Genomic DNA, 13,457 nt, shown 5'->3' with positions numbered 1-13,457 from the left:
TATTTAACTAGCACCACACGTATTTATTGTCTATTTCTTTAGAAATCCAGTTAAATAATCAATTGCTTCATCAGTTGTTTTAAATCCTTGCTTTTGCTTAATTTCTTCCAACTTAGCTTGTGATTTCTTACTCAGATCCGAACCTTTAACCCTTTTAGGAGTTTCTTTATCTTTATCTTTATCAACCATTATGTCACCTACTCATCTAATTTACTTGTTATAACATTTTCCTAATCCAATGCAAACAAAAAAGATTGAAATTTTTCATCTCAATCTTTTTTAGTAAAAACTATTTTGTTTCTTCTTTTGAATCATCTTTAGCAGCGTCATCTTTAACTGCATCATCAGAAGCCTTAGCTTCTGTTGTGTCAGCAGCTTTGTCTTCAGCAGGTGCTTCTACTTTATCATCTTTTGATTCAGTAGTTTCTTCAGCCTTAGCTGGTTTAGCATCTTTAACTGCATCAGTAGTTGCTACGTCAGCAGGAGTTGAACGACGAATGAAGTTCAAGTCAAATGTTAAATAAATTCCATCACAGTCAACGACAACTTCTTTGTTGTCACGGTCAATAGATGCGATTTTACCCTTGATACCACCAAGTGTAACAACCTTGTCACCCTTGTTCATTTCCTTAAGCATTTCTTGACGTTTTTGTTGTTGTTTCTTTTGTGGACGAATTGACAAGAAGTACATACCAACGAACATAATAACTACGAAGATAATAAGTGTCATTGATCCACCAGCACCAGCGGCGCCTAATGTAAGCATATTCAAATTTTCCACCTCTTAATAATTTGCATAAGTATAGAGTAACAAAGATTTTCATTCGTTTCCATACTAGTAGGTTTTTCTTATCAAAATATTCTAAAATTTCTTAGCATTTTCTTGATTGAAACCGTAATCTTCAAAAACATGTTCTCTAAATTCTAACAAATTATCATCCCTGATAGCTTGACGAACACCCTTCATCAAGTTCAACAAGAAGTACAAGTTATGATAACTAGTCAAATGTGTACCGAATAATTCGTTGGCATTGATCAAATGACGGATGTAAGCACGTGAATAGTTACGGCAAACATAACAATCACAATTATCATCTAATGGACTGAAATCACGAGCATATTTAGCATTCTTGACAACTAAACGACCGTGACTTGTCATACATGTACCATTTCTGGCAATTCTAGTTGGCAAGACACAATCAAACATATCGATACCGCGAATAACGCCATCAATCAATGAGTCAGCTGTACCAACACCCATCAAGTAACGTGGTTTGTTTTCTGGCAACATTGGTGTTGTGAAATCAAGCACACGATTCATTTCGTCCTTGGATTCACCAACCGAAAGTCCCCCGATTGAATAACCAGGGAAATCCATGCTGACAAGATCTTGAGCACTTTGCTTACGTAAATCTTCAAAGCCAGCACCTTGAACGATACCAAAGAGTGCTTGCCAATCAGGGTTACGGTGAGCTTCAAGACCACGTTCTGCCCAACGACTTGTTCTAGCAACTGACTTTTTAATGTAATCATAGCTTTCGAAAAATGGTGGACATTCGTCCAAACTCATCATAATATCTGGTCCCAAATAATTTTCAATCTTGATGGCTTTTTCTGGTGACAAGAATTCTCGACGTCCATTCAAGTGATTCTTGAAGTGAACTCCAGCTTCAGTAATGTCACGTGTATTTGCCAATGAGAAAACTTGGAAACCACCGGAATCAGTTAAGATACCCTTGTCCCAATTCATAAACTTGTGCAAGCCACCAGCCTCTTGGACGATATCCTCGCCAGGGCGCAACCACAAGTGATATGTATTCGCTAAAATAATTGAAGCACCGATTTTATCAAGATCTTCAGGCGCCATATTTTTAACTGATGCTTCGGTACCAACTGGCATGAACATTGGTGTTTCAAACGTTCCATGCGGTGTTTCTAGCAAACCCAAACGTGCACCAGTATGTTTTTCTTTCTTTAATAATGTGTATTTAACAGCTGGTTCCATAAATTCCCTCTACTTAATGAACATTGCATCACCGAAACTGAAGAAACGATACTTCTCTTCAACCGCGTGATGGTATGCGTTCAAAATATTTTCTCGACCAGTAAATGCCGCTACAAGCATAACTAGAGTTGATTTTGGCAAGTGGAAGTTGGTAATAAATTCATCGACAACTTTCCATTCGTAACCTGGTTTGATAAAGATATCCGTCCAACCTGAATCGGCTTTGATCTCACCATTAAACTTCGTACCAATAGTTTCCAAAGTTCTAATTGATGTTGTTCCAGTTGCGACAATCTTGCCGCCATTTTTCTTAACATCATTCAAAGTCTTAGCAGATTCCTCATCCAAACGATAAAATTCGGAGTGCATTACATGTTTATCAACATCAGTTTCAGTCACTGGTCTAAACGTTCCTAGTCCAACGTGTAAAGTAACGTAAACTAATTTAACACCCTTGTCCTCAACCTTTTTCAACAAATCCTTTGTCCAATGTAATCCGGCTGTTGGTGCAGCAGCTGAGCCATTTTCCTTAGCGTAAACAGTTTGATAACGGTCAGGGTCATCAAGCTTTTCCTTAATGTATGGAGGCAATGGCATTTCACCTAATTGTTCCAAAATCTCCATGAAAATACCTTGATAATGGAATTCGATAATTTTCCCACCGTGTTCCAAATCTTCAAGTACTTCAGCTTCAAGTTGACCATCTTCACCAAATTGAACCTTAGTACCAACTTTGGCACGCTTAGCAGGTTTCATCAAAACTTCCCACTTGTCGCCTTCAATATTGTTCAACAACAATACTTCTTCGTGACCATCGGTATCTTCCTTTGTACCATACAAACGTGCTGGTAAAACTCGGGAATTGTTCATTACCAAGGCATCCCCAGGATTTAAATAATCCAAGATGTCATAAAAATGCTTATCTTGATACTCGCCGGTTTCATGATCAAGCACTAACAGTCTTGACTGGTCTCGGTCTTTGATAGGTGTTTGAGCAATGAGCTCTTCAGGTAAATCGTAATCAAAATCTTCTGTTGATAGTGACATGTAAAAATCTCCTTTGATAACTGGTTTAACGAAATTCTTTAGATACACCAAAACGAGTAAATCACTTTACTCGTTTTTTTCTGGGTATGGTAACCCTAAGTGTTCATAACCTTTTCTCGTTACAACACGACCCTTGGCAGTTCTCTTTAAGAATCCCATTTGCATAAGATATGGTTCATAAACTTCTTCAATTGTTTCTTGTTCTTCACCGATATTAGCAGCGATAACTTTTAAGCCGACAGGACCACCATTATAAAGTTCAATAATCATTTCCAAAATTCGACGATCAATATGATCTAAGCCAGCATCATCAACTTGCAACTGATTCAAAGCTGACTCTGCCATATCATAATCAATCGTATCTTTATTGGCGACTTGCGCAAAATCACGAACTCGTTTCAATAGGCGGTTGGCAATTCTAGGTGTCCCCCGAGATCTTCTCGCAATCTCATGAGCACCCTCTTCGTCGACATTAATATTTAAGACTTTAGCAGAACGGAAAACAATCTTAGATAATTCATCTATGGTATAGTACTCCATTCTTTCGACAATTCCAAACCGATCTCTTAAAGGAGCTGAAAGTTTTCCGGCAGCCGTCGTTGCACCAATTAAAGTATATGGAACTAACTGGTGGTGCAATGAACGTGATTCACTACCTTGACCAACAATAATATCAATGTAGAAATCTTCCATCGCTGAATATAAAACTTCTTCAACTGCTCGCGGCATACGGTGAATTTCATCAATAAACAACACATCGCCTGGTTCCAATTCATCCAAAACAGCTACCAAATCACCTGATTTTTCAATCGAAGGACCAGTCGTTGTATGGATATTGACACCCATTTCGTTAGCAATAATCATTGCTAATGTTGTTTTACCTAACCCGGGAGGGCCATAAAGTAAGACGTGATCAAGCGTTTGCTGACGTTGTTTTGCTGCTTTGATATAAACATCGAGTTCCTTCTTAGCTTTTTCTTGACCAAGGTATTGATCAAAACTTTGCGGACGAAGCGTTTGTTCAACGATATCTTCGATATTATCGAGCGAATCAGCATCAGTTAGACGTTCATCGTCATTTTCATTATTTTCGATTGTAAACACTCCCTTCATTTTTATTTATCTGCTCTGGATATGAACAGACTATTTACTTAACAGTTTTAAACCTGCACGTAAGTACTCATCAGCACTCTTAAGACTTTCTTTTTCAAGTTGTGACTTGATTTTACTAATTTCTCTAGGTGAATAGCCCAATGATTCTAACGCTGCCAAACCATCTTCTAATTCTTGGTTACCAGTGCTGAATTCGACTGGGGCTTCACCAAGTGTCATTTGACCTTCAGCTGTAAACTTGCCTGACAAATCCAAAATAATTTGTTGGGCTGTTTTCTTACCAATCTTAGGGAACTTCGTTAAGTATTTGACATCATCGTTTTCAATCGCATGAATCAAACCTTGAAGATCTTGACCAGCTAAAATTGCTAACGCACTCTTTGGTCCAATTCCAGAAACACTAATTAAATGTAAGAAAATATTTTTCTCATTCAAATCATAAAAGCCATACAAAGATTGTTCATTATCACGGACAACTTGTTCGACGTAAACACGTGCTTCTTGATTTTCTTCATAACGATAAGGATTGGCAACTTGGACTTTGTAGCCCAAACCTTTAACATCCACCACAATATATGAAGGGGTAACAGCTGTTATTAATCCATTTAAATATTCAAACATAATTTACTCACTCTCTCTCGTATCATGTGGATCTTGGATTCTCTTAAACATTTTTTCGAGATCCTTATTACTAAACTCTACCAAGACAGGACGTCCATGGGGACAATTATATGGATTTTCAGCTTTGGTCAAATTATGTAACAACTGAGCTGCTTCACGGTCATCAATATGATGATTAGCCTTAATAGCCCGTTTACAACTCATCATAATGGCATTCTTCTCTCGAAAAGCTGCCACACTGATTTTAGAATCATTTAACACATAGTCAACCATCTCTTTAATAGTTGATTCCTCTTGACCTGCAACGAACCAAGTTGGATGCGTATTGACGACAAAACTATTCTGTCCAAAATCATCTAAATATAAACCAATACTCTCTAAAACTGGTTTCTTTTCCTTAATCAAAATACTTTCTGAATTAGGATAATCCAGCACAATTGGTACAAGCAGTTTTTGTTGGTCATTCGAAACTTTTCCGATTTCTTTTCGATAATACTCATAATTAACTCGTTCTTGTGCCGCATGCTGATCAATTAAATAAAAACCACTCTGACTTTCAGCCACTAAGTAGGTTCCATGAATTTGACCAATGTAACGCAAATCAGGAAATTCGGATTCTTTTTCCGGAACTGATTCATTACCTTGTGTGTCGACCACATGATTTTTTTCAGCCGTTTCTTGTTTCATTCGTTGATCCCAAGCTTGTAAATGTTGGGGATCTTCAAAAATTGGCATCCCAGTCATTGGCGTTTCAATTCGTTTAGACACAGGATCAACCGTAGGCTGTTCATAACTTTCAGATTCTGGTTCAACAGTTGCCGTATTACCTAAAGGTTCATTGATTTTATCAATTGCTTTAATATCATCGAAACTAATTTGTTCTGGCTTATATGTATCAACTTTAGGTGTAGATTCTTTGCGACCTAAATTCTTCACAGCATCAGGAATCAAGTTCTGATTCGACAATCGTTCTCTGATGCCATCACTAATTAAATCGCCAATGTGCCCTTCATTCGACAAGCGAACTTCTTGTTTAGTGGGATGCACATTAATATCGACCAAACTAGGGTCCATCGTGATATTTATTACAGCGATTGGAAAACGTGCCACCATTAACTTCGAACCGTATCCTCGAATAACTGCATTCGTTAATTGGAAATTACGGATATAACGACCGTTTAAAATCAACGAGATATATGACCGATTCGAACGCGTCGTATCTGGTTTTGAAAAATAACCATTGATTTCATAATCAGGGTCAGAATTTTCAAAATCCAACATATGACTAGCAATTGTTCGACCATAAATTCCGGCAATCGTCTGTTGCAAGTTATCATTTCCAGATGTCCAAACTAAATCTTTACCATCGTGAATCAAACGAAATGAAATATCAGGATATCCCATTGCTAAACGATCCACAATATCAACAATTTTGTTCAACTCGGTATGAAGTGACTTAACATATTTCAAACGTGCTGGCGTATTAAAGAACAAGTCCTCAACAGTCATTGTTGTCCCTTTGGAGCGGGCAAATGTTTCTTTTTTAATTAACTCATTACCAGAAAACTTCGCTTGAACAGCTGATTTGCCATCCTGACTTGTCACAACTGTCAATTTAGAAACAGATGCGATACTGGCTAAAGCTTCACCACGAAAACCGAGTGTTCTAACATTGAATAAATCGTGATCATTGGAAATTTTACTAGTTGTATGCGGTAAAAAGGCGACCTCAACATCATCTGCTGAAATCCCCTTTCCATTATCATTAACTTCAATTGATTTTAAGCCCGCTTGTTGAATAGTAATCAAAACTTGCGTGGCTTGTGCATCGATGGAATTTTCCACCAGCTCTTTAACGACTGATGCGGGGCGTTCAATAACTTCCCCAGCTGCAATCTGGTTACTTAGTTCTACTGGTAGTTCATGAATTATACCCACAATTTCCACCTTCTTCTATATTTTTATCTTGGGCTGCCGCTTCCGGTTGCGAGAAATTTTTATCCGCTGTGGGACCGGTGCGAGCCAAGGTCTCGCACCTCGGTTTTGAACTTCGCACAAACCGCGAATTTCAAAACACGTCCGTGGAGTAAGAACAGGAAAATCGCCTGTCCTAACTCCACCTTCAAGGCGGATAAAATTTCTCGCAACCTCCAGCTAATTTATTTCATTCGTTTCTTTCTTAATCTCAAAACTACTTTGATTTTATTGAAACCAAGTGCAAAAACGTAAAAACTTATTTTAACTTTTTCTGCCATTTATAAAGTAAATTAATTGCTTCAATTGGTGTTATTCCCATCAAGTCCTGATTATCTAATTCTTTAATAACCTGTGATTCTTTGGTGGATAACTTTTTAACTTTCTTTGTAGTTTCTGGGAAGAGTGACAATTGTTGTTCTTCATCAGCTTCTGCTTTTTCTGAAACAGCTTTTTCCTCAATTACTGGTTTAGCCGTTTCTATTGGCTTAGATACTGGTTCTTGAATGCTGTCCGATGCTGTCGTGTGAACTGATGTCTCTTCTAAGCTACTTAAAATTTTGCTTGCTCTTGTTAAGACGTCATCTGGTAAGCCTGCCAATTTAGCTACGTGAATACCATATGATTTATCAGCTGGTCCTGGTAAAACTTTGTGTAAAAAGACTAGGTCGCCATTTTCTTCTGATGCATCAACGTGGACGTTTCTTAAACCTGGTAACTGACTTTCTAGTTCTGTCAATTCGTGATAATGGGTTGAGAACAATGTCATTGCTTTGACGTGTTTATCAATGTATTCAATAATCGCTTGTGCCAAAGCCATCCCATCATATGTTGCAGTACCACGGCCAATCTCATCGAAAATGATTAAACTGTTTTCAGTCGCATTCTTCAAGGCGTCATTTGCTTCACGCATTTCAACCATGAATGTTGAATCGCCGGAAATTAAATCGTCAGCAGCACCAATTCTTGTAAAAATATGATCAAAAATTGGCAACTTTGCTCCATCGGCAGGAACGAAACAGCCGATTTGTGCCATGATTACTGTCAATGCCATTTGACGCATATATGTACTTTTACCTGACATATTAGGTCCGGTAATCAACAAAATATCGGTTTGATCGTCAAAGTTAACGTCATTGGGAATATAGCCGTTATTACTCAACACTTTTTCCACAACTGGATGGCGACCGTTCGTAATTTGGAGTTCATGTTTGTCGATAAACTCTGGTGCAACATAATGATAGTCTTCACTGACAACAGCAAAACTTTGTAAGACATCTAAGCGTGACAAGATATTTGCTAGTGATTGAATTCTTCTTATTTGATCTTTAATCTTACTTCTAATTTGATCAAATAAATGGTATTCCAAACTCTTAGATTTTTCCTCAGCCTCAAGAATCAAGCTTTCCTTATCTTTAAGTTCTGGTGTGATGTAACGTTCAGCATTAACTAAAGTTTGTTTTCTTTGATAACGATCTTCTGGAACTTTATCGATATTAGCACGACTGACTTCAATGTAATAGCCAAAGACCTTGTTGTAGCCAATCTTCAAATTGTTGATACCTGTTAATTCTTGTTCCTTAGCTTTCAAGCTAGCTAACCATTGCTTACCATTCTTGGAGGCATCAAGATACTTATCAAGTTGGTCATTGTAACCTTCTTTGATCAATCCACCACCAGTAACTGAAATTGGAGCTTCTTCAATAATTGCTTTGTCAATTAAATCACGAATATCCGCAACTTCATCAATTTTTTCCACATAGGCTGTTAATTCATCGTCACCGATATCTAAAAGAATTGATTTAATCTCAGGCACTTGTTCTAAAGATGTCTTCAGTTGAATCAAATCACGGCCATTTACTGTTCCGTAGGCAACACGTCCGGCCAATCGCTCCAAATCATAAACTTTCGTCAAGTAATCTTGGAACGATGATCTTTGGAAATAATTGTCTAAAAAGACTTGCACAAAATGTTGACGTTCTTTTAACTTGTCGACACTAATCAACGGACGTGCTAGCCATTGTTTCAATAAACGACTCCCCATAGCTGTTTTGGTTTCATCTAAGAGCCATAAAAGTGTGCCGGATTTTTTATTAGTGCGAATATTTTTGAACAATTCTAAGTTACGTTGAGCTGAATGATCCATTAATAAATAAGATGAAGTCTCATATGATTCAGCTGCTTTCAAATGATCCAACGAACGCATTTGCGTCTTAACTAAATAACTTATCAACAGCTTAACGGTATTAACTTCCGTGTCTGACACAATTTGAGAGAAGTCAAAACTGTAATTGTCATCTAAATCATCCAATTTAGAAATCAAAATGCCATATTTACGCAATTGGTCGAGATACTTCTGTGGAAAACTTCCTGAAACAACAGTTTCTTTTGTATCCAAATTTTGTAACTCATTAGTTAAATCTAATTGGCTCTCGACTGATGTAACTTTAACTTCACCAGTTGAGAGGTCAGCATATGCTAATCCGAAGACATTTTGATGCGCTGTAATTGCTGTAATATAGTTATTTTCCTTGGCCTGGTCAGATTTATCCATGATTGTACCAGGTGTAACTACTCGAGTAACACCTCGTTTGACCATCTGACCTTGAGCATCAGCGGGATTTTCCAATTGGTCACAGACAGCCACTTTGTAACCTTTATCCACAAGTGTATCAATATATCCTTCGATAGCATGATGTGGCACACCACACATTGGAATGCCTTCATCTGCTTTTTTGTTACGGGATGTCAAAGTTAATTCCAAAATTTGCGAACCTTTAACGGCATCGTCGTAAAACATTTCATAAAAATCACCAACACGATATAACAAAAAAGCATCTGGATATTGTTCCTTATACTCCAGATATTGCTCCATCATTGGTGTTTCTTTCGTCTTTTGAGGCATGAATTCCCTCCATTAATTTAAAAATGATTGATTATTTGGTGTAATAACATAATTTTTAATACTACGAGCATTGTTAGTTTGGTCATTAATATCAATCACGGCAAAGCCAATTTGCATTCGACCATCCTCATCAACATCAAACTTATTAGGTCTTTGAGTCAAGAATCGGTTAATGATCGGTTCTTTTTTATCGCCCAAAATACCATCGTATGAACCAGTCATCCCTACATCAGTTAAATAGGCTGTTTGCTTGTTGATAACTTGTGCATCATTCGTTTGAACATGTGTATGTGTTCCACAAACAGCTGAAACACGGCCAACCATGTAATTAGCAAAAGCAATTTTTTCACTCGTTGTCTCAGCGTGAAAATCAACAAACTTAATCGCATCCTTATCTAACTTAGCTACTAATTTATCAGCTGCAATAAACGGATTATCAAGTGGCTGCATCAAAGCAGTTCCTTGCATATTGATAACATAAACTTCTTTAGTATTTACTTTAATTTTTAGAAAACCACGTCCAGGAACATTTTCCCCAGAGAAGTTATAGGGGCGTAAAATATTTTTCTTCGGATCATCAATAAAATCTAAGATCTCGCGCTTATCCCAAGTATGATTTCCACCTGTTACAACATCAGCACCAGCACGCGTGATTTTTTGATAATCAGGTTCTTTCGTACCCTTACCACCTGCAGCATTCTCACCATTAACTATTGTTAACTGTGGTTTGACCTTCTTCTTGATCTCAGGTAGATATGTTTCTATAGCTTTAATGCCGATACTACCAACGACATCGCCAACGAAGAGTATTTTCATTATATTTTATCCCCAATCTTTACCTTTGATATTGTATCAATTTTGGCGAAATTAAAAAAGGCCAGACGAACGTCTGGTCGTATATTTTAGAACATTATTTTTAAGATTACCAAGAAAAACATTCTGAGAAAAGTTATCCAATTCAAATCCGGAAACAAATATCATGAATATACGGTCTATTAATATAATTATTATGACTTATAATATATGTATATATAAGAAGTTAAATAGAATTGCATGTTTGTGCCAATGATTGTTTAGGAGCCAATTTTTTATTTTCCAGGAGGATAAAAATGAAAGTGATTAAATCGATTTCAAAAGTATTGCTTGCCATTCTCACAGGTTTATTTATGTTCTTGATTTTTAGTCACTCTACAACAACTATTCATGCTGCCTCTGCCTCAGCAAGTGCTGTTGATACGTCTGCTAACGTTATGGCCAAATATGACGGCATAACTAATTGGAAGTTACAGACAGGTACCCCACCTAATCAAATTGGTATGATTCCTATGGGGGGGAAGGTGGCGCTTGGTTACACTTTTGGTGCTGCTCGTAATGCCAATGGTAAAGTTGTGGCTGGAGATACGACTATAACTTTGACGAGTACTAATAGCACGGCTCAAATAGGTGAGCATACTACTGCTCAGACTATTAACAATTCAAAAATTAATGTTTTTTTAATTAATGATGGTATGTACTATGGTATTTTACATCAGGGTGATAGTTCATACATTGGTCCAGGTGGTTACCCTGAAAGAGCTGCTGATACTTCCATCGACTTTGCCTTAATAAACGGTAAACAGGAATCATATTTTTACCAAGATATGAATGTATTAGCTAATTTGTTGCCTTTTGGTTCTGCCCCCAAAAATAGTAAGTTGTTTTACACAGGAACGGATGCAAATAACCGTCCTGTTTACAAATTGGCTGGCTATTATTCTAAACAGTCAGTTTACGTGCAAATAGTCTTAAGACCTGATCCTAGTGGTGCTCCTATCGTATGGCGTGAGTTATATGTCTACAATCCTAACGGTCAAGCTCAATATCAAACTTTCTATGGTGAGGACACTGGTCTGAATCCCACCAATCTCGCAACCGACGCCGTAGATAATGTTCCAATGCATGCAATTGGAGATGGCAAAGGATTATATCTAGAAAGTGGGAGTAATTATAACCCAGCTTCGAAATTATTTATTACCAACGATGTTGACGGTGGCTTTAAAGATTTTATGGGGCGGACGCTAACCAATCCTGGTAACTGGGGTGTAAAAGGTCGCTCTGGGAGTGGAAACGCTTCCCCAATCACAAACCCTAGTCTACCCTGGTCATCATTTCCAGACGACACCCAAAATGGTGATACTAATGCAGCTGCCGGGAGTGACCTTTTACTTCTGAGCAATGGATATAAAGTTGTTGATGCTGACAATCAACAAGATTCTGCCTACACCCTAAGATGGCCCCAGACAACTTCTACTCCTGGAACAGTTGAAAAGTTTGTTTCTAAAATCGGAGCAACTATTTCTGGTTATGCCATTCCAACTATGAAATTATCATACAAAAATGTTACACACCCTAACGGCGCCAACCAAGTCAACGATAAACTACATTTCGATATCTATGTTAAAAATGATGGTTTCGATACCAAATGGGTAATCCAGCGTGTTTTAGATACTATGCCTCAAGGATTAACCATCGATTCCTCAACTAGCATATCGACAATTAACGGAAATTCAATCGATTATAATCCAAATACTGTAATTGACGTTGGCGAGGCTACTATCCTCAGCTTTGACGCTCGAATCGATAATACAGCTCCTTATAATTTGGATAAAAACGGAAACCTAACTAACAAGGCTTTTATAACAGGAAATAATTTGGGTCAATCTGATACTTTGACACTAAATGACAGTGTTTTGATTCCTGTTGAAATCCCTAAATTCAAATATCGGTTTAATGAACAGTTACGAAATGAAACCACTGATCCTAATGGTGCCTTTTCTAATAGAGTAACCGCGCAAAAAGATGACATTATCGATTATAAAGTTAATTTTATCAGCAATGGTTCTAGCATCGTAAATAACGCTAGTTTTTACAATGCATTCAAGGATACCGATGGATTAGAGTTAGTTCCTAATAGTGTTTCTTGGAATAGTTCAATTTTTAACGATATGTACTTTCCAATGGGGGCACTAAAAAACAACCAAACCTACACTGTCACCTTCAAAGCTAAAGTTACTGGCATCTCAAAACATGCTAGTCCCAATTCAGCAACTTTAATATATAGTTTGGATGGTAGTAATACACAAAGCCGTATGGATGTTGAGGAACCCGCAATAGTCGATATCCAAGATGCACCGCAAACTACAGCTATTACAGAAGTTCCATCAAAGATTGATTTTGGGTCTGTCAATACTGCTGGTCTGGAACGTCTCCTGAAAAATGTCAGCACAACCGGTAATTTACGTGTTACTCATGCAGCTGACACTCCATTTCAAGTAAGCGTCAGCTATGATAACAATGGTGATTATCCGATTGCTGATAATGGTAATAATTTGGTGCAAGATGATGGCAATACATTACTATTTAATCAAGCTAAACCCGATGCCACCGAACTTTGGAAACCACTGAATCCAATTCCAACTCCAATTAGTTCTGTTGGTTTTAGTGGTTCTTATAAGAATCTCGATTTAACCGAATACGTTGGCAAAAACAAATGGAAACTACGTATTCCCGCCAACAGTAAGGCTGGTCAATATACTGGCCAAATAACTTGGTCGATTGAAGATACACCGACAGGATAGTCATTGTCGTCTCAAATTAATAAACACCAAAAAAGCTGTAAGAAATTTATCTGTTAAAGAATATTTCTTACAGCCTTTTTCATTCACATATTTTAGAAATAACATAATCTAACTGAAGGTTGAAAGTTAAATATGCTGTGGAGATGGTAATAGGCCGCCTCCAGAAGCAAGTTTA

Annotated in this window: 10 protein-coding genes; 1 reads left to right on the top strand and 9 read right to left on the bottom strand. The window is 37.4% G+C overall.

Going from position 1 to position 13,457, the window contains the following annotated elements; translation table 11 throughout:
• Positions 1–30 precede the first annotated feature (30 nt).
• The 9 genes from FD31_RS14110 to FD31_RS07855 all read right to left on the bottom strand — a co-directional run bounded on the left by FD31_RS14110 (position 31) and on the right by FD31_RS07855 (position 10,481).
• Positions 31–189 carry a hypothetical protein gene (locus FD31_RS14110; protein WP_157049153.1) on the bottom strand — a complete coding sequence of 53 codons (159 nt, stop codon included), beginning with the start codon at positions 187–189 and terminating at the stop codon, positions 31–33.
• Positions 190–289: 100 nt separating this feature from the next.
• Complete coding sequence (gene yajC / locus FD31_RS07890) at positions 290–766, bottom strand: preprotein translocase subunit YajC (protein WP_057892228.1); 477 nt, start codon at positions 764–766, stop codon at positions 290–292.
• Between the two features lie 96 nt (positions 767–862).
• Positions 863–2,005, bottom strand: a complete 1,143-nt coding sequence (gene tgt / locus FD31_RS07885; protein WP_057892223.1) for a tRNA guanosine(34) transglycosylase Tgt — start codon at positions 2,003–2,005, stop codon at positions 863–865.
• Between the two features lie 9 nt (positions 2,006–2,014).
• Positions 2,015–3,052 carry a tRNA preQ1(34) S-adenosylmethionine ribosyltransferase-isomerase QueA gene (queA, locus tag FD31_RS07880; RefSeq protein ID WP_057892222.1) on the bottom strand — a complete coding sequence of 346 codons (1,038 nt, stop codon included), beginning with the start codon at positions 3,050–3,052 and terminating at the stop codon, positions 2,015–2,017.
• A 66-nt stretch (positions 3,053–3,118) separates the two neighbouring features.
• Positions 3,119–4,165 (bottom strand): Holliday junction branch migration DNA helicase RuvB, encoded by a 1,047-nt coding sequence (gene ruvB / locus FD31_RS07875; RefSeq protein WP_057892221.1) that lies wholly within the window; start codon positions 4,163–4,165, stop codon positions 3,119–3,121.
• A gap of 30 nt (positions 4,166–4,195) precedes the next feature.
• Positions 4,196–4,786, bottom strand: a complete 591-nt coding sequence (gene ruvA / locus FD31_RS07870; protein WP_057892220.1) for a Holliday junction branch migration protein RuvA — start codon at positions 4,784–4,786, stop codon at positions 4,196–4,198.
• A gap of 3 nt (positions 4,787–4,789) precedes the next feature.
• Positions 4,790–6,724, bottom strand: coding sequence for a DNA mismatch repair endonuclease MutL (gene mutL / locus FD31_RS07865; RefSeq protein ID WP_162258542.1), 1,935 nt, complete (start codon positions 6,722–6,724; stop codon positions 4,790–4,792).
• A gap of 295 nt (positions 6,725–7,019) precedes the next feature.
• Positions 7,020–9,665 carry a DNA mismatch repair protein MutS gene (gene mutS, locus FD31_RS07860; RefSeq protein WP_057892219.1) on the bottom strand — a complete coding sequence of 882 codons (2,646 nt, stop codon included), beginning with the start codon at positions 9,663–9,665 and terminating at the stop codon, positions 7,020–7,022.
• Between the two features lie 12 nt (positions 9,666–9,677).
• A complete protein-coding gene (locus FD31_RS07855; protein ID WP_057892218.1) occupies positions 9,678–10,481 on the bottom strand; it encodes a TIGR00282 family metallophosphoesterase in 804 nt (267 codons plus the stop codon).
• Between the two features lie 293 nt (positions 10,482–10,774).
• Between FD31_RS07855 and FD31_RS07850 the strand changes: the two genes are divergently transcribed.
• A complete protein-coding gene (locus tag FD31_RS07850) occupies positions 10,775–13,282 on the top strand; it encodes a hypothetical protein (protein WP_057892217.1) in 2,508 nt (835 codons plus the stop codon).
• Positions 13,283–13,457 lie beyond the last annotated feature (175 nt).

The sequence above is a fragment of the Companilactobacillus nantensis DSM 16982 genome (assembly GCF_001435815.1).
In the GTDB taxonomy this organism is placed as follows: Bacteria; Bacillota; Bacilli; order Lactobacillales; family Lactobacillaceae; genus Companilactobacillus; species Companilactobacillus nantensis.
The sequence above is the reverse complement of the archived record's forward strand: the minus strand, read 5'-3'. Positions and strand labels throughout refer to the sequence as shown.